The sequence below is a fragment of the Candidatus Zixiibacteriota bacterium genome, assembly GCA_036480375.1.
Taxonomy (GTDB): domain Bacteria; phylum Zixibacteria; class MSB-5A5; order GN15; family JAAZOE01; genus JAZGGI01.
In genome coordinates, this window is record JAZGGI010000035.1 from 74,960 (window position 1) to 100,146 (window position 25,187).

Genomic DNA, 25,187 nt, shown 5'->3' on the forward strand with positions numbered 1-25,187 from the left:
GCCTCTGACTGTTGACAAAGTTAGTCGACACCCTTTTTTAGTTGATCGATGTTGTTTTTCCTTCATTATTAGAAACAGTCAATATTATAATTCAGATAAATTAAGGAGTGTACTGTTTCAACGGCAGGAATCGTCTCAGAGCCGGCTCGTATGAGTATGTTTCCGATCCCAGGCTATGCTGTAAATGTCATATGTTGTCGGAATGCACCGAGTCACGGAATCATGTTCGAGTTATCACCGGTCATGTCTGGCAGAGATATCGGGAACAGATACGGAAAACACCATTGGGTAAATATCTTCGTCAGAAGCGTCGGGAGACAGTAGAACGTTGTTTTGCCGATGCCAAAGAGTTGCATGGTCTGCGGTATGCTCGGTATCGCGAGTTGAAGAATGTCACCGAGCAATGTTTGATGACGGCGATTGCGATGAACATCGAGAAGATGGCTCGCCATCTTTCTTATTGTATCATTTATTGGTTGAAAAAGCGCTTCCTGTTGGCAAATAATCATCGAAAATATCGATTCTCGACAATTTAAGAAAAAACTCTCCGAGACAGATCAAAATCCACACAATTAAAAAAAGCAGTTCAAAAAAAACCCCCGGAAGTGCATCCGGGGGTTTAATTGGTGTGATTTGCGATTCAATTATTTCAACAGAATCATCTTGCGCGTTTCGGTATAATCACCGGAGGTGATGCGATAGAAATATATGCCCGTTGACATCGGTTTGCCGTCCTCGTTCGTGCCATCCCATGAGATACTGTGAGTTCCGGCCGATTTGACTTCATCCACCAGTGTCTTAACCGGCTGGCCCAGGATATTAAAAATTGAGATCGTAACATGACTGCGAGTTTCAACGGTGTAGTCAAAAACCGTGCTCGGATTGAACGGATTGGGATAGTTTTGTTTCAGCGAATACATTACCGGTCCGGGAGAAATGTCATCATTGACATCAACCGAAAGATTTGGGCTCGTGCGTCCGCGAATCGCAATATCACACCCTTCATTTATTCCCATCTCATACCAGCTTCCGGCCAGACCGCTGGAGCTGATATAAGTTTTCGAACTTTCGTTGGGGCTCATATGGTCGCCCACAATCGGAAAGCCATAAGAGACGTTTGTTAATTTCACAACAATATAAATATCATCACCTGATGTCAGCGCCGGAGGCGAATCGAGCAGCACCGAATGATACCCGGGCTCGTTATAAGAATTATCAAGCTGAGAAGCGAGGAGATTGGACGTTCCGGTTGTGAAATCATCATAAACATAAACGTCCACGTCGGTGCAGGCGTCATTGGTCCAGAATTCGACGCGGGTCAAATATCCGTCGGATGAAGGTGTATATCCCGCCAGACCGTATCCGGTGACGTTGGAATAGCCCCAGTACTGGGTCGCGCCGGCTTCATCGTAATAGAGAAGGGTTTCGGTAGCTTCGTAATTCTGCCACTCATGAACATAAGAAGACCATTGCCCGAAATTGGCTGAGCCGTAGGCGATCGTAAAATATCCCGATTCACCGCCAAAACCGCAGGTACCGCCCCACGACGTACCCCAGCTGTTTTTGACGATCCAGCCGCCGGTGCCTCCCGCGTGTGAAAGACTATCGTCCCAGCCCACGAGCAATACGGCATGATTGGGAGAATAGGACAAATTGTTATAATACAAAGTATAAGAGCCGTCATAAATGTTAAACTCGCTTTGCCAGGCGATGTCATCGGTGTCGCCGGTATAAAGCGCCGTGTAAACCGGGCCATAATTATAGATGTAACTTTTCAAAGCCGACGGCGTTGGGATGTTGGTAGTTGAGATGATCCGCCAATCCAGAAGAACTTTCTGGATATCACAGGTGCTGTTGCAGGCGACATCGGACGCTACATAAGGATCGCACGATTCCAATACGGTGCCTTCGATGGAATAGAGACTGGCCAGGTAATCGAAATTACCTCCACCGCAACTGGTACCAAAATAGTTGCACTCCTTAGAATGATTCTCCGAAAAATCATAGACAACATTGGAATCGATCAGAACTTTGGATTCAAAACAGCCCAGGGAAGCGAATGAATAACAGGCTCCGCAGAAGCTCTGATTTTTAACCGGCGTGACTTTACCGGTTGTGCGCCAATCGAACTGATCAATCGTATCAACATCAACGGTGGCGAATTTCAGCGTCGGTTTCTCGCTGACGATATGAGACATATTCAGCCTCGGCGCAATAAAACCGCGCCCCTCGGGCATCTGACCCGAATACTGTTCCGGCAACGGAGCGCTTATCGGCTTATCGGCGGCCATAGCCGGGATTGTCAGGATACAAATAAAGGCCGTCAAAATTAGAACGGATAAAAATCGTGAACGGTCGGACATGACTGTACCTCAAGCATAAAAGGTTATTTTCCCATTATTAGAAAATTTCGACTAACCTCAGCACAACTTTAGGAGAGACCGATATTGAGAGTAATTTCGAGACTCAAATGTATATTGTTTAATCAGAGAAAGGGTGAGAATCCTGAAAGTGTTTCATAACCGCAAAAGAATAAACAATTTAACTCGCTTTGGGTAATCCGTTGCCGGACTTATATCCAAGTGAGCAAAACACACAATATCTATCGAAAATTAAAAATAAGGCCAATTGTAAATAGAGATAATCCGTACAATGAATAAAGGCGGGCCAACAACATGGATTATAATTATCCATATTGAAGGCTCGCCGAAAATTAATCAAATTGTCGCCAGGAGGACTTAATGAAGACTTTTTCTAAAATATTTTTAAGCATGGCCGTGATCTTCGGTCTCTCTTTTTCGGTAGTAATTGCCGGTGAAAAGCCATGGTTTGACATGGACAATTGCGATATGTGTAAATCGATCAACAAGTATGACGGTCTCAAGGAAAATATGACCTGGGAGCAACATTCGATCAATAACGGCATTATGACCGTCAGTACGGTTAAGCCTTCTCATTTGAAAGCGTATCGCAAGGCTCAGATGGATATGGACATGGTCGCCAAAAAGCTCGAAAGCGGTCAAAAGGTTAACTCTTGCAGAATGTGTTCCGATCTCGGCTCCATCTTCGAGAAGGGAGTCAACTCTGAAAAAGTCAATACTCGGCACGGCAGTATCTGGTTGTTGACTTCCGACAATTCCGAATCGATTTCGCGTCTTCAGTCCTGGAGCGAGAAGACCCGACATGAAATGGAAAAAATGATGGCTCATAATATGCAGGAAAAACATTAGCACGCTGTTGGGAAAATAACCCTATCACCTGCACTTCTATGTGATGAACCCCGCAAACGAACTTTGCGGGGTTTTTATTTATTGGAAAAATCAGAGATCGAATTTTGGTTGGCTTTCCTCGATAATTTCGAAATATTCCTGACGTCTTTCTTTGGGAACCGATTTCCCTTCGGGAACTTTTAGAATATTCATTTTTAGATTTCTCTTTCCGGTTATTTCAATAATATCACCCGGTTTTACTTTATGCCCCGGTTTGGCTCTTCGGCCGTTTAATTTGATATGACCGGCGTCAGCCATTTCTTTGGCGATTGTCCGCCGCTTGATGATTCCGAGATCCGATATGTAATTGTCAATTCTCATTATTTCAGAGTAAATTCCCGAATATCGAAATATATTGATTTTTTCAAATCATTGACCCATTCTTCGACCAAAGTCGCCGTTTTTTGCTGTTGAGCGAAATTGCGGACGATGTCATAATCTTCATCAATATCCAGCGGTCGGCCGGGCGTTCTTTCCAGAAGTTTGAGAATGTGAAAGCCCAGCTGAGAAATTACCGGCGGCGTGACACCTTCCACATCAACCGCTTCCAAAGGCGCAACAAACTCCGGACGCAGTTGATCAACTGTCATCTCCTCAAGTTCTCCTCCGGTTGCCCGGGACTCATCATCATCGGAGTGGAGTTTGGCCAACTCTTTGAAATTACCTCCGTTACGCAGTTCATTTAGGAGCGAATCGACGACAAGTCTTGTCCAGAGAGAATCGGCGGCCGATGGTATAGTCGGGAAAAGAATATGACTGACGTCAACGCTGTCGGCTCTTCGAGCATGATTTTTAATAACATGCCAGCCGTATTCGGTTCGCACCGGTCCGGAGATACTTCCCGGTTGCAGGGCAAAAGCGGCCCGGCCGAATTCCTCGACAACTTCCGTTCTTCTAACGAACCCTATCCGCCCCCCGACAGCTCCCGGCGAGATGATTGCGAAACTATCGGCAACTTCGGCAAATTCGAGTCCTTTCAGGGCAATTTCACGGGCGGCTTCGGCGGCGGCTTTCAATGAGTCATCAGTTTTGGGAGAGACTTTGAATTTGATGAGGATGTGGGCTAGTCGGATTTTAGCGGGAATTTCGGGTAATGAATCGATGTTTTCATTATAAAAATTTTCAACTTCATTACGAGCCATGGATACGTTGGCCAGTTTATTGGCGATGATTTTCTGTTTGAGAATCTGATCTCGGATTTCAGGCCGCAGCTGTTTTTCGAGAGCTCTTTTGGTCAGGCCTTCCTGGGATAATTGCTGCAAAAACGCTCCCTCGGAAGGAAATCGGGCAACGATCGAGGCAATATGCTCGTCCAGTTCATATTTTATTTCATCGGGAGTCGCGGTAACACTAGTATCTTCTCGCGCCGCGGAGAGAATCAATTCGTCGTTTATGATTTGATTCAAAACGTCCGTGGCTAACTCATCAATATCCACATCAACTCCGGGCTCCATTTGCATCATGATCATTTGGACCTGGTTGGCGACTTCAGATAATAAGATGGCTCGATCTCCAACTACCGCAACGATGCCCTCAATAGTTTCTCCCCTAATTGGGCTGCATAAAAGGACGGCTCCGAATAAAATCAGAGCCGTTTTTGATAGAATTTTCTTCTTCATAAGCGGCTATCCTGCCTGGGAGGTATCGGCAACGTTTTCGTAAATACTTTCATCGATTGTGCCGGTTAATACGTCATCATAAATTATCACTTCGACCCGCTTTTTCATTTCCTCGACCCATTCCCTGTAAATGGCGTCGCCTTTTTCCTTGGTAAGTTTATCGATAATTACCAGACGCACTGATTCGAAATCTATCAATTCCGGTTCGAATTTTTGTTTGACCAGGGCGATTGACCATTTTGATCCCATTTTTACCGGATCGGTGATTCGACCGACCGATACCTTTTCGGCGGCATCGAATAATTCCGGGTATTGATCGCGAACGATAATTCCCAGATCCCCCCCGATACTTTTTTTACCGGGGCGTAATGTTTTTCGACCGGCTCGTCTTTTAAATTCTTCCTCTGAAGAAATAGTGGATTTGTCTTTAAACGCTTCTTCTTGTGAGGCAACCTGGAGTTCCAGAAGATGGTATCTACACAGGGAAGTGAAATCTTCCGGATGCGTGTTATAATATTCAACGAGGTCCTCTTCGGTCAGCTCAACTTTGCTGGGAATTGAATCGTTGAGCATCAAATCCGCCATAGCAAATTCTCGCAGGCGAGTAACCTTGCGAATATAATCCTCATCTTCTTCAAGTCCCATTTTACGAGCCTCAACCCCAAGTATATCCCAGAGGGCCATCTGGAAGATAACGGTTGCCAGTGAATCGTAGTCATCAAAATCGGGTCGATTCTTTTCGGGCATCTTCTCGGCCCGCTTAATATATTCACCCAAGGTTAACTGGCCGCCTTCATAATTTCCGATAACCAGAGCCTGTTCATCCCGATCAAGTTGCTTGGGATCGATAATGTCTCTCCAGCGAGGGCGGGTTCCGATTGTATCGGGATACAAATAGGCCAGTTTATTTAAAACAAACTGGCAGGTCGGTTTCTCAACCGTAACCGGGTATTTCTTTTGCATTTCGGCCACATAATCCCGCATCAGTACTCGTCGTCGGCGCTCTATAATCATGTTACGAATTTGATTCTTCTGTTCCTCATATGAAGGTCTGCGCTCGATAGGTTTGCGATCGATTAACTTAATAATATGGAACCCAAAATCAGATTTGACGGGAGCGGATATTTCTCCCGGCTGCAGAGCAAAAGCCGTTTCCTGGAAATCATCAATCATCATACCCCAACTGATCCACCCCAAATCACCCTGGTTTCGCTTGGCGGTCGGGTCAATGGAAAATTTGACGGCGAGATCTTCGAAAACCTCGCCCTGCTTCAACATTTCCAGAATATCATTGGCTTCAGACAATGAATCGACGACAATATGTGATGTTTTTATTTCTTCGCTAAGACGGTTATAGTAATCCTTAATTTCCGCCTCCGACGGCCTGGCTTTGGAAATTATCTCTTTTTCGAATAAGGCATCCAGCAGGAATTTGATTGATTCGCCTTCGAGAACCCGGACAACTTCATTTTCGTTTTCCATATTGTTTTCATAGGCGGCTATAATCAAAAGCTCCCGACTGATAAGTGAATCGAGCATCATTCTTTTGGTTTCGAGTTCCGCCTCGGCAGAAATATACTTGACATCGTATCTTTCGATAGGTCCCAATATCTGGCTTATTTTTATAACTCGGTCGCCAACTTGGGCGACTATTTCACTTTCATTTTTTCCGCATCCAGAGAGAGATATTGTCAAGGCCAGGATAAGTATGAAAATCAGTTCATTAGCGATTTTGCGCTTCATTCATTACTCCTAATGATTATTTGCTTCCGTCGATATTTTACTAACAGGGCAACTGGTGGTTCCCCGTAAGTTTAAATACAATTTGAAAATATAGAAGATACGGCAGGCGCGGGCAAGCCCTTTTTGGACAAGCAAATTCTTCGATCCGCAATATATGTGCTTGAGTCCATCCTTGTGGGGGCAATCCGACAACTTCAGCACGCCTGCCAGATTTAAAATACCGTAGGAATCAAGCTAACCTGTTAACGGTTATACAATTAGCCATTATACCATAAAAAGGCATGACAGTTGCAATCAATAGTTATCATGACGGTAGCATTTGATCTATCAAAATTTGAGATTTTTAGGAACGGTGATTTGTTTTACCCCGGAGTCGCCTCCCTGCTGGCGATAGTTCATTGCGGCGGGCGAGCAATTCTTTACAACTCCCAGGGTACTACTACCCGGCAGGAAAAGAAGCTTATTGATAAGCTAACAACTTCTTTTGGGGGGAAAATAGTTTATGCTCGTGACGCCGGCAACGCCGACATGAGCATCAACTGAGTCATATCATGGGTAATGTAAAGCGACTCTGCGATCACTGCGGAAATCCATTGGAGGTTATTGGTGGTTTACCGATTTGCCCCCAATGTAATGATAACCGCGGTGAATATTATAATTCGCTGACTTCGGCTATCAACGATTTTGCCCAAAATTCGGATATGGTACTAATTGAATGTCCGGGAGCGACACTGTACCACAAGGACTCCAATGAGGTTGAGGTCGGCGCCAAATATATTGATAATAATGATCCGACTCAGGGTTATGAAATTATCAAGCGGCCGGTACATGGCCCTCGTCACGTTAAGAAAAGATGGGTCAAGAAAAATGACGCTCATTTAATCCGCAGATGTCAATCGTGTCAGGATTACACCGTTCGAATGCGCCGCAAAGAAGGCCCTGATTTATATATACCCAGCCGCAACAGCTACAATCACAGACAATTCAATCATCCGAAGCGCTGAAGCCGACATTTGTGACTAAAACATATCTATATCGAAACCCGGCAACCCACCGCCACAAGTTGCAGTGGGCTAACAGTGGATGTTAAGAGAAAAATGTAGGAATTTTAAATAAACCAAAAGAAAACTTAGTCATTTACGACCGAACTATATGCTATTTGATCACATTTTGTTGTGAGCCTTACGTCTCACAATACCGAAAGCCGGAAATATGGGATTTAATTAATTTCTACTCACACAATTGGCATGGCGCCGGACCGCCCTTAAAAACATGATTAATCAAGTACACAGCATCACCAACATTACATTGTCCATCACAATTGGCATCTCCCGCGTCTAATGGATCCGGAGCAGGGCCGCCCTTGAAAACATGATTGATAATAAATACCGCATCGCCAACATTTGCTTCCTCGTCGCTATTGGCGTCGCCGCATTTATAAGCAGGTATTAAAATAAATGAAGCCAATTCGCTCCATACCCCGGTTTCATAAATATCTCGACATCTAACTCGCCAATAATAATCTTCATATTCGATCAAGACTGGTCCGGCTGACCAGGTTGTATTATCGCCCGGTCCACCATCTAAGCCGGAGGCTTCGTCTACTAGCTCCGTCATTGCGATGTCGTCATATAATTGATAATCATAGAACAAAGCATCACCCTCAATATCTGTCATAGTCGCATGTGATAATATGGGAGGATTAACGTCAAATTCTTCTGAGTTATTCGGGGTGAGATTAATCGGGATTGGCACCGAGTTCATGTGAAAGGTTCCATAGATCCAATCGGACCATAATGTGCCATCAGACAATCGAACACGTATATAATAATCTTCCCCATCGATTAACTCTATGCCCGAATATGAGACACTAATTTCTGAGCCGGATACGGGACCGCTATCCCACATCTCACACACCAGCCAATCGTCGTCATCTCCTGTTTGTACTTGATAATATGCCTGAGGGGACATTTCATCATCCACGTACATCCATGATATTTCTGGCGCATGGTCTATCATATGAGTTGGATCGCCCGGCTCAATAATCAAATTAGACGCGGTGGGAGTGCTATTGGGATATTCAAATTCAAAAAAACTCAAGATATTCATTAGAGTATTTTTGCGCGTTAAATACCTGCTATCACTGCTGCTGATAGCCTCAAATCCAAAACCGAACAACACCAGTTTATAAACCCCGTTAAATGAAATTGCCGCGCAATTCGAAGTGGTTATATAGTTGAATTCTTCTACTCCCCCGTTTAATGCGGAAATATGATCCGTATTTGTTTGACCTGGCGCTCCATCTCCCATGGAAATTATAAGAGTATCACCCTCGGTAAAAACTTGAGACGTCGGTGCGTTATTTAGCATGGCAATATACAAGGGCGATATATGCTCACATTTTAGGTAATCATTTAAGAAACCGACATCCAATAAATTAATATTGGCCGTGATGCCCTGTCCTGTCAAAAACAGATTACCTCCTCCATCCATATATCCTCGCAGACTCGAAATTTTCTCACTATTAAAAGAATCCGCGCCATCGTTTCCGGTAAACCATACAACAACTTCATATTCATTTAATATACTCAATTGAGGTATTCCTTCTGACTGAACATCCCTCAAAATGTATGGGATTAATAAATTATCCAATTCTCTTTTATAATATTCGGATATCTCCCCACCTGCAAAATCATCTACCAATAAAATATCAGGGAAGCCCATACCCTGTAAAATTACAAAAGTATCGGTTCTTTCGCTTTCAATAAAAGAATAGGATATCTCGATATAAAAACTATCGATGCGGGGTTTATAATCAGCTGGAATGGTAAATCTCAATGGTGAAGAAGCATTGTCAGCAACCTCTTCGGGAGCTAACTCGCCAAAATCAACACTGCCATTATTAACAATAAGTGATATATCTTCACAATAAAGATTGGCGAAGGTATTTACCACAGACACCGGTTTAGTATTCTCGAAAGTAAAAGTAAGTTCAATTTCTTCTTCCCCCTCCAAAATGCCGTCTCCATCCCCATAAGTATCATCTGAAAAATTATATTCTATTAAACTGAAAGAGTTTGGCATATCAATAAAATCCACGGTACTGTTACTAATATTTGGTACGACAAGCACCTCCAGCCATTTATTATAGTAGATATCTGCGGGACCACTATGTCCTGACGATACTAATTCACGATATGAGGTGAAATCATTATTGTAACGATATACAGCCTCAGGTCCTTGCGAAGAGACATAAATGTTACCGGTATTATCTTCAGCCAGGCCGTCGAGATGTCCCCCTCCCACATTCACTAGTTCTGTAAGCGATCCATCACTCATATTAACTGAGTATATTCGGTATGTAGTCGATTTGCATGCCAAAAGACGGTTATTTATTTTATCAAACAATAGACCATTTGGCCAATAAATATAATCTACTAATACGGAGTATGATCTATCATCCATTTGGATCCGGTAAATCTTATTTCCATAGGGATCAGACACATATAAATTTCCAGAAGTGTCAGATGTAACATCATTAAGTAAAATGCTTCCCGGAATCAGAAGATCCATTACTTCTTCCCCCGTTACCAAGTTATAAGCCAATACCCCCTGACCTCCACATCCAACGTAAACGGTATCGTCAATAATATGCAATCCGGCGGATGAATTCTTACCCTGGGCGAATACACTTCGCTGTCCATTCAAATCCATGGCAATTATTTGTCCGTTGGAATAATTTGATATAAGGTATCGCTCTCTGGGCATATCATAGACAGCGCTTTCTGGTCCGTAGAACTGCTGGGAATGAGATAGTAGCGGCAGAGCTAAAACCACTAAACCTGCCATGTACATTATATTTTTGATCATTGATTTCTCCTGCCTTAATAGTCTCCTGCACCAATTAAGACGTTCATTGAGTGGAAATAGTGCAATTAAATTAAAGAATTTTTAGTTGATCAAAACGCGGGAACCACCGCAACTAGTGGCCGTGGAGCACCTGGAGCTTAGGTCAAATCTCCAAATTAATCCTACTTGATTTCCCCAAAATGCGATGATTTCTAAATTATTCGAACGGTAAACCAGCTGCGCGGCAAGCTCCACGATGATACCCATCGGGAAATAATTGCCCAAACTGATCCAGTGTAATCTCGCTGAATATGCAAAGCTCATACACGGTGGGGGTGTTTTTTGAATTGATATAATAGTCTCGCAGGTAACGAATAATTTTCCAATGAAGCTCAGTTAAACCGTCGGGCAAGTTCCAACGCCGGGCCACCCGGTGAGCAAAACGTTCATTCCATTTTCTGAAATCAAGGAGAAAACCGACCTGATTTACCTTAAATTCCGCATCTTTCAGTGGCGGAGTTTCATAGGTTAGCCAAATATTGAGATCGCTCATGAAAGAAAAGTTGATGCCGGCAATTTTACAGGCTCCCCGATGGTACCCGGTTGGAAACAGCGACCGCAGCTGGGATAGAGTGATTTTATTTTCGGAGCAGGCCAAAACTATAACGGGGATTGAATTTTCATCCAGGAATTTTTGCCTTAAATAATTGATAAATTCCCAATGTTTTTCAGTCAGTCCTTCATGGATACCGAGTTCTTTCGCCAGACTTTCGGCGAAATTTTCATCCCACTGTTGGGGTGGGTCAAGAAAACCGAATTTATCCAACTGATATTCCTTATTATTCAGGAGTTTGTTCTGGTATTCCATCGGTAAAACCTCTATCCATTCATTTACTCAAATATATAATATGGAACAATATGAATTGGATTGCAATTTAATATAATGTGATTTCAATTTATAAAATCCGGCGGGAGTTTCCTGAAAACCCCTCCCGCCGGTTGCCCCCAAGAAATACATTCGGAAGCGTGCTCCTTCTCACATGATGATGGCATTGAAAACGGCGTCATGAACGCCGCCGACGACAACCTCACGCTTATGATACTCCATCAATTGCAATAACTGCCTTTTGCAATTGGAGCATGGAGCCGCCACGAACTTGGCGCCAGTATCATCGATTTGCTTCAATTTCATCTTTCCTGAAATATTCATACGAAATTCATATATATCATCCATAGCCGAGAGCCCCCCGCCTCCGCCGCAACACCAATTCCAATGGCGATTGGGAGTCATTTCGCGGAAATCGGCGCAGGCCGCTTTCATAATATTACGGGGTTCGTCGATAATGCCGCAGCTCCGACCAAAATTGCAGGGGTCGTGATAAGTAACCGGATCAGGATTGGCGCTTTTGTCGAACGTAATGGCTCCATCGTCAACCATTTTCGACGTAAATTGAAGGACATTGGTAATATCAAACGGCAATGGTCCCCACCATTGCGCCTTTTCCATTATGAATTTCATGATTCGGTGAGCATGACCACACTCGCCCATAATCAATGTTTTGCAGCCCAGGCGTTTTCCCTCTTCCACATACAATTTATTATCTTCCTTCATCGATGGATCGTCGCCGGTAAACAGGCCGTAGTTGGCTCCATCAAACGCCTTTGAGCTCAATGTCCAGAAAATGCCAAGTTTGTGAAAAACCTTGGCGATACCCATCACGGCCTCGGGATTGACCAGTAGATCTCCCGAAGGCGGGACAAAAAAGACCTCGGCGCCAACTTGATCATATGGAATCTTAACATCAATGCCGCAATGGTCTTTAATTTCCTCTTCGAGAAACTTTACCGCTTCAACAAAGGCCACCTCATTGGCTCCGTCCGTGTTACCGGTCTCGAGTGAAATATCGATGACTTTGACCAGACGCTCCGGAGTGTAACCCAACGCGTCGGCAATACCTCGGCCCTTTCTGGTCAACACTGAGTTGTCGATTCCCATCGGGCAAAATGTGGCGCAGCGACGGCATCCGGTACATTCGTAAAATGCGGTCACCCATTTTTCCATATCGCCCTCAAAATCCTCGGCGCCGACAAAAGAACCAAACATTTTTCCGGAAAGTGTTTTGTGCTTTTTGAATACTGAACGGATTAAATCCGAGCGAATTGATGGATTGCGCAGTTTGGTGGGGTCGCCTTGATAAACCGGGCACTGGTCGGCGCAGGTGCCGCACCGGGCACACATTTCCATATATAATTTCAACACCCGAGGGCCATTATCAATTCCCTTACACGCTTCAATTACTTTTTCCCGTAGTCCTTCAGTTATTTTTGGTTTGGCGCTGGTTTTTTTCTCGACATTTTTATTCGATTCTGAGGTCCTTAATTGTGCCACAACTCGTTTCCTTTCTTATGATTTCTGAATCAGGGTTTGGGTGAAGAAGATGCCGCCAAAATGCAATATTTTACTAAATGGTATATAGATCACCAGTATTTGAACCAGGAAGAAATGAACAAGGAACATTGCATTTTGAGGGATTGTGGCCTCGGTCGCCGAAAGCGAAAATATACCGGAGAAATAGACGCGCGTTAATTCAAGGTCGAAATGAGCTCCGAAGCGCATTAAATTACCGGTAATGAGAATGGCCAGAACGAATATCAACGCCAGGTAATCAGACGGCAATGATATTTCGCGAACTCGTATCGATGACATCCTTCGTAGAATCAAGATAAAAGCCGCCAGCATGATTACAATACCGGCGATACCGCCCGAAACCGAGCTCATGGTGTTGATCCCTTCCTGATTCATTCCAAAGCTGATAAACATTTTATCAAAAACACCGGTAAGGACGCGGAGATGCCCGACAATAATCAGCGCCAAAGAAACATGAAATAACCAGGCTGTGGCCCAGAAAAATTTATCGCCTTTAAACAAACCGGGAAATAAGAACGACTCTTTTATGACACCCATAAATAAACCTGCTCCCGGCTGTGGGGCGGGAAACAGGGTTATAGCTCCTGGCATGGGAGATTTCGCCCATATTCTAATTCTATATAGCATGCCTATTATAAAAATCGCAAACGCGATGTACGGCAAAATAACGAAAAGAAAGTAATTCAAAGCATATCCTCCTTCATCATGACGCCCTTGTGAATCCGCCGCGGCATATTTCGTTTTTCTTATGTTGTTTTAATTAGAGACATCCCGATGGACGCGGCAGCCCGGCCAATCGATAAGCACCTCTGGCCACACCACAAGGAAATAATTGACAAATATATTTGCTGGTGAAGCCTGTTGATTTACTTATTTTGACGATTGGCGGCCCAATGTGATTCTCGTGATAAAACTGCTGGACATATTCGATTATTTTCCAGTGATCCTCGGTAAGCGGCCCAAGATCATTCTTCCTGGCTAATTCCTTAGCAATTTCTCTGGACCAATTCGCCATATCAACCAGAAAACCATCATGATCTTCATGTGATTGACCATCTTTTAATCTTGACATGTTGTCCTCCCAGATTTTATGGATTATTGACATTTTCTATATCACCAACGCATCAAATCCGTGTTATCAAAACATTTTTTCCGCTATCCAATTTTTGGGAGATTTCGAGGAATTTAAGGTTGACGAAATTTCGTTCCTCTATATATTGTTAGACCACGGCGGGCCCATCAATCCTTATTGACAGGCCAGCCGGTGTCTGGCTCGACGGGGAACTCTTGCACGAACACCCGTCGGGCCCTTTATTTCTCCCTGAGATTTTTCTATATATCCTCCTTAAATTATATTGTAACGTGGCAATCTACTTTTCATTCTCATTGTGCAGGCCGTCAATTAAATCAGAAATAGCTTTAATGGAAAACGGCCTTTTCAAAAAGGCAAATACCAAATGATTGCATTCCGAGGGAATTTCAGATTCCCCGCCCCCCAAAATGATTCTTGCGTATGGAATCCGAGGATCAACACTGAGATGTTGCGCAAATTCACGGCTGCGTTTCTGACCCATAGAGCAATCGACAACAATATAATCCGGTTCGAATTTGTCTACCATCATGGAACAACGGTATTCGCAATCGCTGAATTCAAGTTTGAAATTGGCCTGTTTCTTATCCACTTCCAACGCTTCGCGAATTCCAGGCTTATCGGTAACAACCAGTACATTAGAATAATTGTTGCGAACGGCTTCATAATATTCACATTTATCGCAACTGTTTTGGCAGAAAACTCCGGCATGACCGGCGACTGTTCCCAACCCGGCGATTTCATAGCATCGGCCGGTTCGCGACCGATAGACGATACAATTTTTGCATCCTTCGGGAAGTTTTCCGCCTTGGGAATTAAATTCCCAACAGTATTGAAACGCCTTTTTGTTATTTCTGGAAACAACGGGTTTTTTTGAGCCCATTGATTTAATAGGCTCCTTATTTTTTATAAGCTCCATTATCGCACTTCGGGGAATTCTATGATGACCACCTGGTGTTCGCGCTGCCGGAATTTTCCCGGCAACAACCCACTTTAATACCGTATTGGCCGTAACGGCACACATTGCCGCCGTTTCGCCGGTTGTAAAATATTCCTTATCCGGTAGATTAAATGTCTCATTGGTTTTCATAAACTGTCCTGTTGATGAAATATCGAATTTATCTGTTTTATCGATTCTATCTAATAATACAGACACAAAAGTAAAATGTCAAGATGAAAATGGAGCATATTACCCATTAATTAGGATTAATATTATCTTGTTTTGGGGCCCGAAATAAGTGTAAATTTCCAAAATTCGGCAGCATATGACATCTTTACATGATTGCCATTTTACATATTGAAGCAACTATATGCGGTAGCATGCTAATTCTTTGTATATTAAGAAATTACGAGTATCACTATTTTCGCGGAAAGGCGTTTTTTTCTTGCCGTAAGCCGTAAACATTTGTATTTTATTAGTTTGACTGATTATCGCCTTAATGGAGTTTGGCGTTATGGAACAAAAGCCTGACCGGCTGGGCAATATTGTCGATAATTTGATGGCCTCGCTGGGATTGAAAAAATCTTTTCATGGCTGGCAGGTTGTCGAAAAATGGCCGGACATTGTTGGAAAAGATATTGCGAAAATATCTCGGGCAATAAGATTTCAGGATGGTATCCTGACGGTAATCGTCGAGCAGGATGCCTGGCGGCAGGAATTGGAGATGCAGCGGGAAGAAATATTAATAAAGATCCGTCGGCGCCGCGGAGGAAAAGCGGTTGATAAAATATTTCTTAAGGCCGGCAGTATCAGGGAGAATTAGAATGGCGACTACGAGTAGTACTGATAAAAAGAAAACTTCGACAAATTACGACGCGTCAAAAATACAGGTACTTAAAGGACTGGAAGCGGTTCGGCGAAGGCCGGCGATGTATATCGGCGATGTTTCCAGCCGGGGATTACATCATCTCGTCTATGAGGTCGTGGATAATTCCGTCGATGAGGCTATGGCCGGGGAATGTGATTATATCCAGGTAATATTACATGAGGATCAATCGGTAACGGTTATCGATAACGGCCGCGGCATTCCGGTTGACATACATCCCACCCAGAAAAAATCGGCTTTGGAAGTTGTTATGACAACTCTTCACGCCGGAGGCAAATTCGAGCACAGCTCTTATAAAGTATCCGGCGGTTTGCATGGAGTCGGAGTATCGGTCGTAAATGCTCTGTCGATATGGTGCAAAGTTGAAGTTTGCCGGGACGGTGAAGTATATTTTCAGGAATACAAAATCGGTAAGGCAAAAGCTCCGGTCAACAAAATCGGCAAGCGCAAAGAAAGTGGTACCAAAACAACTTTTATGGCCGATGACAAAATTTTCGACAAGATTGAATATTCTTTTGATGTACTGGCGGGGCGTCTGCGCGAGATGGCCTTTTTGAATCCCGGATTGAAAATCGAGTTGAAATCGGAACAGACCGGGCGCGAGAAAGAAAAATCATTCTTGTATAAGGGCGGTCTGGCGTCGTTTGTCGAATATCTGAATGAGAATAAAACCAGCATTTTCAAAAAGCCGATATTTTTCCAGAAAGAACTCGACAACGTCGATGTCTCGGTGGCGATTCAATACAACGACGGATACAGCGAATCGGTTTATTCGTATGTCAATAACATTCACACGACCGAAGGAGGCACCCACCTCGTCGGTTTCCGAACAGCGCTGACTCGTTCGATAAACATCTATGTTCAAAAGAATAAACTTTTAAAAAACGGCAAAAACGGCAAGGGCAATACACTGTCTTTGATTGGCGAGGATAGTCGCGAAGGGCTGACGGCGGTTATATCGGTGCGCGTTATTGAACCTCAATTCGAGGGTCAGACCAAAACCAAACTGGGCAACAGCGAAGTCAAAGGCATCGTAGAACGAGTCGTTGGCGAGCATCTTTCGGAGTATTTCGAGGAAACGCCGTCGGTCGCGAAAAAAATCGTTGAGAAGATCCTCGCTGCGGCGCGGAGCCGTGAGGCGGCCCGAAAAGCCAGAGAGCTGACGCGGCGCAAAACCGCTCTCGATAGTGCGGCTCTTCCCGGCAAGCTGGCCGATTGCGCCAGTGCCGACCCGGAGCAAAGCGAAATTTATATCGTCGAGGGTGATTCGGCGGGCGGGTCGGCCAAGCAAGGTCGAGATCGCCGGTTTCAGGCGATATTGCCATTGCGGGGCAAGATTCTGAATGTCGAGAAAGCCCGTATTGACAAAATTCTGGCCAACCAGGAAATCAAATCGCTGATTACCGCTTTGGGTTGCGGTTTCGGCACGACCGAATTCAACACCGACAAAGCCCGTTATCATAAAATTATTATCATGACTGACGCCGATATTGACGGGGCTCATATTCGTACTCTGATTCTGACATTTTTCTTCCGCCATATGAAGGGGTTGATTGAGCGCGGATACATTTATATTGCTCAACCGCCGCTGTTTCTTTTGAAAAAAGGCAAGAAAGAGAAATACGCCTATTCCGATGATGAGAAAGATAAGATTTTCAAGGAAATGGGCGGCGAAAAGATTACGATGCAGCGTTACAAGGGTCTCGGTGAGATGAACCCGGAACAGTTGTGGCGGACGACAATGAATCCGGAAACGAGGACGCTTCTTCAGGTTTCAATGGAAGACGCGGCCGAATGCGATCATCTGTTTTCGATGCTGATGGGCGATGAAGTAGCTCCCCGACGTAAGTTCATTCAGGAAAACGCGACCTATGTCCGCAATCTGGATGTGTAGTTGGTAACGATTGTAAGAGATATTTACATTTTTGATATTGCAATCAGTTTTTTAACGACCTTGTCAACATCTGTGGATGGATTGTGATCGGTAAGGTCTTTGCCCCATTTGTGAGCCTTGCGGCACTTTCTGGCATTTTTGATTGCGAAATCTGTCTTATCATAGATGCATTTGCAAATCTCTTTTACAACTTTTTCTATATTGCCCTTTTTGGTATAACCGGCGTGGTGAGTTTTCAATCGACTTATTACTTGTTTATTATAATTGAATCCGCTTGCGGTTTCTTCAAAGTGAAGGATAAACCAATATTCAAAGCATGAGTTACTCAGTATAAAGTTAATCTTATTTTTTTTGGCTAAAGAAGCAGCCCTTGGAATCGAATGATCTTTTGGCGTAATCTCTACATCTGTCACGCACCAGACAGAATTGTAAGGAGTATAAAAACTCTTCGCAAGTTTTTCTCTTTCACTTAATGCACGCTGGACAACATTTATAGCCATCTCCCCCTTCGCAACAACTTTTACAACAATTCCCATTCTATATAGATCAAGTTTTTCTTTTAAATACTTAAAATAGGTTTCCTCAGTTTGGCCATGACATACAATCAAGATTGTTTGGCGCTGTTTCTTTTTTCCTGGTTTACGGACAAAATCAGCCCTACTCCTGAGCCTGTCTTTTTCTCTTTGTGCTCGCCTACTTCCCTCGTTTTTCAAACGCAAAATCCTTTATATTTGGGACGCCATGATATCGACCAGACATATAACCCTTAAAGATTGCTTCGCCCTTTCTTGGTTTATAGTCTAATAGGGGTGTTAGTTCTGAGGCTTGTATTTTATTTTTTTCAACAAACCAAATTTGATCCCGTCTTAGCAAATCATTTGATAGTAGTGTAACATCGTGAGTTGCGAATATTAATTGGGGCGATCCATTTTTTCGTGATGAATCATTAATCATCTTAATTAATGCTCGCGAAAGAAGTGGATGCAGACTTGATTCAATTTCATCAACAATTATTGTGGCATTATATTTTATAGCAAAAAGCCAAGGTCCCAATAAATCAAAAAATCTTTTTGTCCCGTCCGATTCGTCCTCATCAAGATCAAAAATAACTTCATTGCCTGTATCAGACATTCTATGAATAGTATTAATTTGAATGGGGGGATTTTCCTTCCACTCATTAATGATTTTTTTTCTAAGTTTTTCTGGAAAATCATCAGGCAAATTCTCAATATATTTATTTATATCTATTGGCGAGATTCGAATTCCTTCAATTCCCAAGTCAGCGGCATTTAATAACTTCGTTAATTCAGTTTTGGTAATATTCCACAATACTATATTTTTATTATCTTGTTCAAAGATGAAATCTTTAGGCGGAGATGTCATGTCATTGGTGTTGATAATAATTAAGTTCACCTTAAACCAATCGTAAATTTCAGTAAGGGCAGTATGCCCAAATTGAGCAGCAGTGGATAAAAATAACGAATCGTTTCGGGTCACTCTTTTTATTCTTTGCTTCTCCCCTTTAAAAGACGGACCAAATTCAATAATAGACTTCCGTTTTCGCTTATCATAAATCCGTTGGAACCATATTTGACTTCGATTTTTGGGGTAAGCAATTAACCATTCCTCCCGAATGGTTATTTTACCAGTTTTAAATCCATACTGATATCTAATACCATCATGGATAAAAGTTATTTCAAACATGGTTACTTTTTTGGCGAGTTTACTATTTAGTAAAAATGGTTTAATTGGTTTGGGGGTGTTTGGCTCTATAGTTGCCGATTTTAAGATTATTGCACGCATATCTTTTATAGCGCGGATCAAATTACTTTTCCCGGACGCATTCGCACCATAAATACCGGCAGATTTTAAAAGTTTGAAATCGCCGACTTCGCAATAATTCTCTTTGAGTTCTTTATTTGAAGACGCAACCATGCTAAGAGTCTGCTCCTTGGCAAACGACCGGTAATTTTTCACTTTGAAATCTATTATCATTTTATCCTCACATACAACTAAACACGCATTTATACATATTACCCGCGTATTATGCTATTTGTTCCTGTGTATCGTCAAAATAACTGATATATTTGCAGAAAACAAGCAAAATATCCAATTTATTTGTCACTTATCGGGTTTTTACCATATTTTAAGGCATTTTAGGCCTAAAATTGCGTAGTTTTTACAAAATTCCGTTAACTCCGCCATTATTTCCGAATCAATACACATTTTATAAGACAGGGTGGATTGATGCGATGAGTAAAATAAAACTGACTTTTGGATGTATTGGAGAAGGGGAGAATAAACGGATATTTTCCGATTTACCATCGATTTAAAAGGGTCAAAACTTTTCTTTAACAAAACGAACCCAATGGGTGGGATACAAATATACCAATTGTAAAGCGACATCAATCGAATTTGGAGAGTGCACTCATCCAATCTGCTTTCACATTCAATCAATATTAGAAATACATTTAAGTATCAATGCAGAGATAATCTCACAACAATTGTCAAACTATTGGTACGGGTTCCGGATGGAGTGCCTTTTTCGCAATTTCCCGACCGTTGTCATAGATTCGCTTAATATCATTGGCGTTGAAATCAGTTAATTTGATATCGAGCGGTCCGGTGGGGCGGATAATCGTTAATTTCACATGGCGGTATCCTTCAAAGGGGCCGGATGTAACGGGACTTCCATCTTCGGGGCAGTGTTCGTTAATATACTGCGCCCATTCGATATCGTTGTTAACGGTTTCATTAACGACAATTTCCATAATCCGTTCGGCAAATTCTTCCAGTTTTCCAAGATTAATGCTGGTCGCTGACAGGTCTTTGGGCTGACACAGAATACAAATAATCTCATCGGCGCCATCCTCAATCGCTGGATTCAGGGTTGCCACATCGCGCACCCCTCCGTCCACGAACGGTTGTTTGGAAATCATCGAAACCGGCATAACAACCGGAATCGCGGTGCTGGCAATAATATATTTGACCAGGTTGGTTGTGGTCTTATCGGCCAAAATAAGTTTGCCGTTGGCAATGTTAACGGTGCCGGCTTTGTAAATAATGGGAGCGTTCTGGATATTTTCCTCAGTCATGATCGAATTAATCAGATCTCGCAATCTCTTTGTGTCGATCATGCCGTCAAATGTTGAAAATACTAAACTTTTCGCGAGTGAGAAAAAACCGTGTTTTTTGCCGATTTTATCAAACGACGTGATTTTCGTTCGCCAAAAATCAGCCAGCTCTTCCCCAATTTTGGGCCAGTCGATACTCTGACTTTGGGCAAAATCTCGCCCCGCTTTGTCGGCGAGAAAACCCCCATTAAGACTGCCAACAGAGATCCCATAAATGGCCGTAGGCTTAATTCCCGATTCGAGGACCTCTTGAATGGCCCCGGCCTGGAAGGCGCCTTTAATGGACCCTCCGCTTAAGACTAAAGCAGTTTTCATAAATCTCCCCCAGGAAAAAATTTTGATAATAGGTTGCGCACAAAATTCATTAGGATGATTTAAACTTATAATTTATGTTAATGATATTATGATATAAAGTCAAGTGAAAATAGTATATGTATATCAGCGATAATGTTGAATAAACAAAACGTTTGGATTACAATTTGACAAGTGATGGGACGAATCCCACGCCCTGATGACTTAAGGCACCCGGCAACCTACATCCGGAATCTGGATGTGTAGTTGGCAGTACTTGTACGAGTTATTTACATGATTTAATATTTTATAGGTCACCCACATTTTTCTTTCGAAAATTCCGTGTAATTAAACAAACCCGATTCGCATCCAGCAGATTGGGTGTGTTTTGTCATTATCTGGTTATTTACTACAAGATTGTTGGTGCTTACTGGCAACAAATGTAATTCATTAATGTAGATCGGTGTTCCGAGCGTTAGTAAGAAACTCGACAAAATTCTGATATTGGAATATAAGGTTGGGAAAAGTTGACATCCTTGCATAATAAAAATATTTTCAAAATTCATCCGTTTTATCGAAAAATAATCGCACCTTTAAGAAAATCAAAAATACTCAGTGGTTGCGTATTTGGTGTGAAAGTGTTTGATCCAAACCCAAAATATTATTGGGATTGGGTAACCTTATGCCTCCGGAAAGCTCTATCAAAAGAAAAATTGGAAATAAACAGTTTTTTGGATATGGGATGCGGATTCCATGCAATTTTGTCACTGTATGCTTTTCATATGAAGTGCAGGTCAATTACTGCAATTGATATAATCCCCGATATCATAAAGTCAGCCAAAGGTTTTCTGGAGAGAAACGGCGTTAAGGCTGATGTCATTTTGAGCGATTTTGTCGATAGCATTCCGGGTAAGATATTTGATATCATTGCTTTTAACGCCGCCTATATTCCAGAAGAGTGGGGTAATATTCAAGGGATTAATAATAAATTGCCATTATCTCCGAAAGATCAGATTAAAACATGGTCAGGGGGCAGAGATGGTCTTGATTGCATTAGGAATTTTCTCGATAAAGTGCCAAAGGCTTTAACCTCCAATGGAAAGATCCTTCTTGGATTCAACAGTTATTACATAAGGGACGCAGATGTTCGCGCAATTGTAGATGCAAATAAGTTATATGTTGACAATGTGATTACTCTTTCATTATTGCCCGCTATTGTTTTCTCTATTCGTAAAATAAACCAAGAGGGTTACGTCGATGAATAATAAGATAGCAGTTTTGTTCTCAGGCGGCAGCGACTCGACTCTGGCGGCTGCTATTGCAGCCGAGCGATTCCGCCAAGTATATCTTGTCACCTTTCAGCATCCGTTTATGTTGCGCCATGACAAAATAAATATAAATATTTCAGCGCTTAGGAGAAAATATCCGGATTGTAACTTTATTTATCATAAGGAAAAAATAAATTCCCTATACAAGCGACTGTATTTTGGGAAATATGTATCATATATCAAAAAATATGGAAGCATGGTAATACCGTGGATTTGCGGAGCCTGCAAATTATCAATGCACCTGAAAACAATCGCGTTTTGTGGCTCCAATAATATTTGCCACGTTTTTTGCGGAGCGCATGAAGAATCGGCCCATATTTTTCCGGCTCAAATGCCTAAGATTATAGAGAGAACTCAAAAGATATACCAAAACTATGGTATCGCATATGAAACTCCGGTATACCGAAAAGACAGGACAGATAAGATATTATTTGATATGGGAATAATTCAAAATCCGAATGTTAAGCAGCAACATTTGATATACTCGACCCAGCACACTTGTTTGCTGGGAGTTTTGCTTCACGCGCATTCCCAAATTTATTATAAACCTTTATTCGGCCTGCCTCAATATCAAAGAAATGCGTATCGCTTTTTTTCTTCCAAAATTGAGGACATTGATATGGACACATTATTGCAGGGGATGGAAAATAATGGTAATTCTAGGCCTGAGCAATCTTGATAATTCATCAGCCGTGATACTTGGTGATGGCGATATATTGGCTGCTTGCGAAGAGGAACGATTTACAAGAAAAAAACACGAAAAATCATTTCCAATAAATTCAATATGTAATTGTCTAAAGATCGCAGGCATCGAAATAAGCGATGTCGATAATGTTGCGATAGGATGGATTCCTTATTCAGGTATTGCGCATCGCGTAATTTCTTCATTGATATTAACGGTCCGACAGCAATCCTGGAAGCGTAAAGCTTCTAAAGGAATTGGATATTTTCAGACGATCAAAGAACAGCTCTTGGCAGGGCGAATTTTGGAATCTAATTTTGGTGGCAAACGGCTTCCTGTACATTATGTGAATCATCATCTTGCCCACGCCTCCTGCGCATGTTTTCTTTCGCCTTTTGAAAAAGCCGCCTATATAACGCTCGATGGGACGGGCGAATATCAAACAAGTACCATGGGTACCTACTTGAATGGGCATCTACAGAGACTTTATCAAAATAAATATCCTGATTCCCTGGGTCATTTATACAGCGTATTTACATCGTTTTTGGGATTTACCCCCAATAGCGGAGAAGGCAAAGTAATGGGATTGGCCGCCTATGGAAATCCAACCTATGCAAGGAAAATAGCAAACCTAATTGATTTTGATAAGAGATCTTACCACTTTATTCTTAGTCCCAAGTATTTCGATTATTCATCTTCTCTCTTACGCGAGTTTCCCCCGAAATTTCTGGATCTTTTCGGCGATCCGAGAATACCGGGAGAAGAGCTCAATGATCGTCATAGAAATATTGCCGCCAGTGTACAGTCGGTAGTTGAAGATATCGTCATTCGAATGACGGATTTCTTACATAAAAAAACAAGGTTGGATAACATATGTTTGTCAGGCGGAGTGGCCTTAAATTGTGTGATGAACGCAAAAATCAAGGAAAAAACGTCATTTGAAAATATTTACGTTCCATCAGCTCCGTCAGATGCAGGAGTTTCTCTTGGAGCGGCGCTTTACCTGTTTCATAAATTTAATGGTCATCGACCAGATATTAAAAATCTGGCTCCATTATGGGGTCCGGAATATGAGGATCAATACAAATCATTCCTTTTATCCAAACATGTTAAGTTCTCTATTGCCCCGAATCCTGAACAAAGAGCCGCGGAGCTTTTGTCCCGTGGGAAAATAATTGGCTGGTTCACGGGCAGAATGGAATTCGGTCCGCGAGCATTAGGCTCAAGGAGCATTATCGCCCCCCCATTTCCTGAAAAAATGAAAGAAATTATCAATAAGCGAGTAAAATTCCGAGAGAATTTCCGTCCCTTTGCTCCAATAATATTAAAAGAAGATGCTCCCGGATGGTTTGAAACTTATAATCATTCACCTAATATGAGTTTTGCTTTTCGAGTTGGAGAAGAATTTAGAAAGAAAATCCCGGCTGTTACTCACGTAGACGGCAGAGCAAGGCTTCAGACTGTTGATGAGCGAATGAATCCCGGTCTCTTTCATATGCTTCTGCATTATAAAAAACTTACAGGAATTCCTGTCCTTCTTAATACTTCATTTAATAGGAAAGGCGAGCCTATTGTTTGTGACTTAAATGATGCATGGAATTGTTTCAGAAATTCTGAAATCGATTATCTGTTTATTGATAAATATTTGATAGATCATGCAAATCTATAAAATATCACAGTAGAAACGACACTCGTAGATTGTTTGGGTTCGATTCGTTAAGAGACAATCCATTCGGCTAAATCGACAAGCTTTGTTGCATCCAGCTGTACGACTCATTATAGGTGTCCCCAGACCAACGTATAGTTAAGGATATCAGGGCCCTGCGGTGTGCGTCCCACTGGTGTATTAAGAGAAGGTCATATCTCGAAAGCACAGGTGTCCCGCTGCTTGGGGCTTGTTGATAAACCCCTTTCGGGTGTTGCGGCAGGTCTTGATTTTGTGAAAACAAAATTGTGACCTGACGTGTATCAAGAACTTACGATTCGAAATGTTTCCCCATTCTTTAGGCTGAAGATCATTTCAAGACTTTTTCA

The 25,187-nt window shown here is 42.4% G+C and carries 22 protein-coding genes; 9 read left to right on the top strand and 13 right to left on the bottom strand.

Features of this window, described 5'->3' with window-relative positions:
- Positions 1–107 precede the first annotated feature (107 nt).
- Positions 108–536 (top strand): transposase, encoded by a 429-nt coding sequence (locus V3V99_11565; protein MEE9443290.1) that lies wholly within the window; start codon positions 108–110, stop codon positions 534–536.
- A 108-nt stretch (positions 537–644) separates the two neighbouring features.
- On the opposite strand, the gene V3V99_11570 is transcribed toward V3V99_11565, so the two are convergent.
- Positions 645–2,363: a C1 family peptidase gene (locus tag V3V99_11570; GenBank protein ID MEE9443291.1), complete on the bottom strand. Its 1,719-nt coding sequence runs from the start codon at positions 2,361–2,363 to the stop codon at positions 645–647.
- A 378-nt stretch (positions 2,364–2,741) separates the two neighbouring features.
- Between V3V99_11570 and V3V99_11575 the strand changes: the two genes are divergently transcribed.
- Positions 2,742–3,230, top strand: a complete 489-nt coding sequence (locus tag V3V99_11575; protein ID MEE9443292.1) for a hypothetical protein — start codon at positions 2,742–2,744, stop codon at positions 3,228–3,230.
- Positions 3,231–3,320: 90 nt separating this feature from the next.
- On the opposite strand, the gene V3V99_11580 is transcribed toward V3V99_11575, so the two are convergent.
- Genes V3V99_11580 through V3V99_11590 form a run of 3 tightly spaced genes read right to left on the bottom strand, consistent with a single transcriptional unit; the run spans position 3,321 to position 6,631 of the window.
- Positions 3,321–3,590 carry a S4 domain-containing protein gene (locus V3V99_11580; protein MEE9443293.1) on the bottom strand — a complete coding sequence of 90 codons (270 nt, stop codon included), beginning with the start codon at positions 3,588–3,590 and terminating at the stop codon, positions 3,321–3,323.
- A complete protein-coding gene (locus V3V99_11585; GenBank protein MEE9443294.1) occupies positions 3,590–4,888 on the bottom strand; it encodes a peptidylprolyl isomerase in 1,299 nt (432 codons plus the stop codon). The genes V3V99_11580 and V3V99_11585 overlap by 1 nt, the downstream gene beginning before the upstream one ends.
- 6 nt (positions 4,889–4,894) lie before the next feature.
- Complete coding sequence (locus V3V99_11590) at positions 4,895–6,631, bottom strand: peptidylprolyl isomerase (GenBank protein MEE9443295.1); 1,737 nt, start codon at positions 6,629–6,631, stop codon at positions 4,895–4,897.
- Between the two features lie 288 nt (positions 6,632–6,919).
- Here V3V99_11590 and V3V99_11595 point away from each other — a divergent pair, with 288 nt between their 5' ends.
- Positions 6,920–7,174: a hypothetical protein gene (locus V3V99_11595; GenBank protein ID MEE9443296.1), complete on the top strand. Its 255-nt coding sequence runs from the start codon at positions 6,920–6,922 to the stop codon at positions 7,172–7,174.
- Positions 7,175–7,182: 8 nt separating this feature from the next.
- The gene (locus V3V99_11600) at positions 7,183–7,635 is read left to right on the top strand and encodes a hypothetical protein (protein MEE9443297.1); all 453 of its coding nucleotides are present in this window, start codon (positions 7,183–7,185) and stop codon (positions 7,633–7,635) included.
- Positions 7,636–7,861: 226 nt separating this feature from the next.
- Here the strand turns inward: V3V99_11600 and V3V99_11605 are convergent, their stop codons facing one another.
- From V3V99_11605 to V3V99_11630, 6 genes are all read right to left on the bottom strand, one after another.
- The gene (locus V3V99_11605; GenBank protein MEE9443298.1) at positions 7,862–10,501 is read right to left on the bottom strand and encodes an SMP-30/gluconolactonase/LRE family protein; all 2,640 of its coding nucleotides are present in this window, start codon (positions 10,499–10,501) and stop codon (positions 7,862–7,864) included.
- A gap of 196 nt (positions 10,502–10,697) precedes the next feature.
- Positions 10,698–11,348, bottom strand: coding sequence for a TusE/DsrC/DsvC family sulfur relay protein (locus V3V99_11610; GenBank protein ID MEE9443299.1), 651 nt, complete (start codon positions 11,346–11,348; stop codon positions 10,698–10,700).
- Between the two features lie 168 nt (positions 11,349–11,516).
- The gene (locus tag V3V99_11615; protein ID MEE9443300.1) at positions 11,517–12,869 is read right to left on the bottom strand and encodes a (Fe-S)-binding protein; all 1,353 of its coding nucleotides are present in this window, start codon (positions 12,867–12,869) and stop codon (positions 11,517–11,519) included.
- Between the two features lie 15 nt (positions 12,870–12,884).
- Positions 12,885–13,445, bottom strand: a complete 561-nt coding sequence (locus V3V99_11620; GenBank protein MEE9443301.1) for a respiratory nitrate reductase subunit gamma — start codon at positions 13,443–13,445, stop codon at positions 12,885–12,887.
- A gap of 223 nt (positions 13,446–13,668) precedes the next feature.
- Positions 13,669–13,980, bottom strand: coding sequence for a TusE/DsrC/DsvC family sulfur relay protein (locus tag V3V99_11625; protein ID MEE9443302.1), 312 nt, complete (start codon positions 13,978–13,980; stop codon positions 13,669–13,671).
- Positions 13,981–14,278: 298 nt separating this feature from the next.
- Positions 14,279–15,088, bottom strand: coding sequence for a helix-turn-helix domain-containing protein (locus tag V3V99_11630; GenBank protein ID MEE9443303.1), 810 nt, complete (start codon positions 15,086–15,088; stop codon positions 14,279–14,281).
- Positions 15,089–15,452: 364 nt separating this feature from the next.
- Here V3V99_11630 and V3V99_11635 point away from each other — a divergent pair, with 364 nt between their 5' ends.
- Together V3V99_11635 and gyrB are read left to right on the top strand one after the other, a co-directional pair.
- The gene (locus V3V99_11635; protein ID MEE9443304.1) at positions 15,453–15,761 is read left to right on the top strand and encodes a DUF721 domain-containing protein; all 309 of its coding nucleotides are present in this window, start codon (positions 15,453–15,455) and stop codon (positions 15,759–15,761) included.
- 1 nt (position 15,762) lies between these two features.
- The gene (gene gyrB / locus V3V99_11640) at positions 15,763–17,718 is read left to right on the top strand and encodes a DNA topoisomerase (ATP-hydrolyzing) subunit B (protein MEE9443305.1); all 1,956 of its coding nucleotides are present in this window, start codon (positions 15,763–15,765) and stop codon (positions 17,716–17,718) included.
- Positions 17,719–17,741: 23 nt separating this feature from the next.
- Here the strand turns inward: gyrB and V3V99_11645 are convergent, their stop codons facing one another.
- The 3 genes from V3V99_11645 to V3V99_11655 all read right to left on the bottom strand — a co-directional run bounded on the left by V3V99_11645 (position 17,742) and on the right by V3V99_11655 (position 21,167).
- A complete protein-coding gene (locus V3V99_11645; GenBank protein MEE9443306.1) occupies positions 17,742–18,431 on the bottom strand; it encodes an RloB family protein in 690 nt (229 codons plus the stop codon).
- Positions 18,412–19,713: an ATP-binding protein gene (locus V3V99_11650; GenBank protein ID MEE9443307.1), complete on the bottom strand. Its 1,302-nt coding sequence runs from the start codon at positions 19,711–19,713 to the stop codon at positions 18,412–18,414. The genes V3V99_11645 and V3V99_11650 overlap by 20 nt, the downstream gene beginning before the upstream one ends.
- Positions 19,714–20,225: 512 nt before the next feature.
- A complete protein-coding gene (locus V3V99_11655) occupies positions 20,226–21,167 on the bottom strand; it encodes a patatin-like phospholipase family protein (GenBank protein MEE9443308.1) in 942 nt (313 codons plus the stop codon).
- Between the two features lie 512 nt (positions 21,168–21,679).
- Here V3V99_11655 and V3V99_11660 point away from each other — a divergent pair.
- The 3 genes from V3V99_11660 to V3V99_11670 are packed head-to-tail and all read left to right on the top strand — an operon-like array spanning position 21,680 to position 24,822.
- Complete coding sequence (locus V3V99_11660) at positions 21,680–22,408, top strand: 50S ribosomal protein L11 methyltransferase (protein ID MEE9443309.1); 729 nt, start codon at positions 21,680–21,682, stop codon at positions 22,406–22,408.
- Complete coding sequence (locus V3V99_11665) at positions 22,401–23,150, top strand: 7-cyano-7-deazaguanine synthase (GenBank protein ID MEE9443310.1); 750 nt, start codon at positions 22,401–22,403, stop codon at positions 23,148–23,150. The genes V3V99_11660 and V3V99_11665 overlap by 8 nt, the downstream gene beginning before the upstream one ends.
- On the top strand, positions 23,122–24,822 hold the full coding sequence (locus V3V99_11670; protein MEE9443311.1) for a carbamoyltransferase C-terminal domain-containing protein: 1,701 nt from the start codon (positions 23,122–23,124) through the stop codon (positions 24,820–24,822). Before V3V99_11665 ends, V3V99_11670 begins: the two co-directional genes overlap by 29 nt.
- The last annotated feature ends 365 nt before the right edge of the window (positions 24,823–25,187 follow it).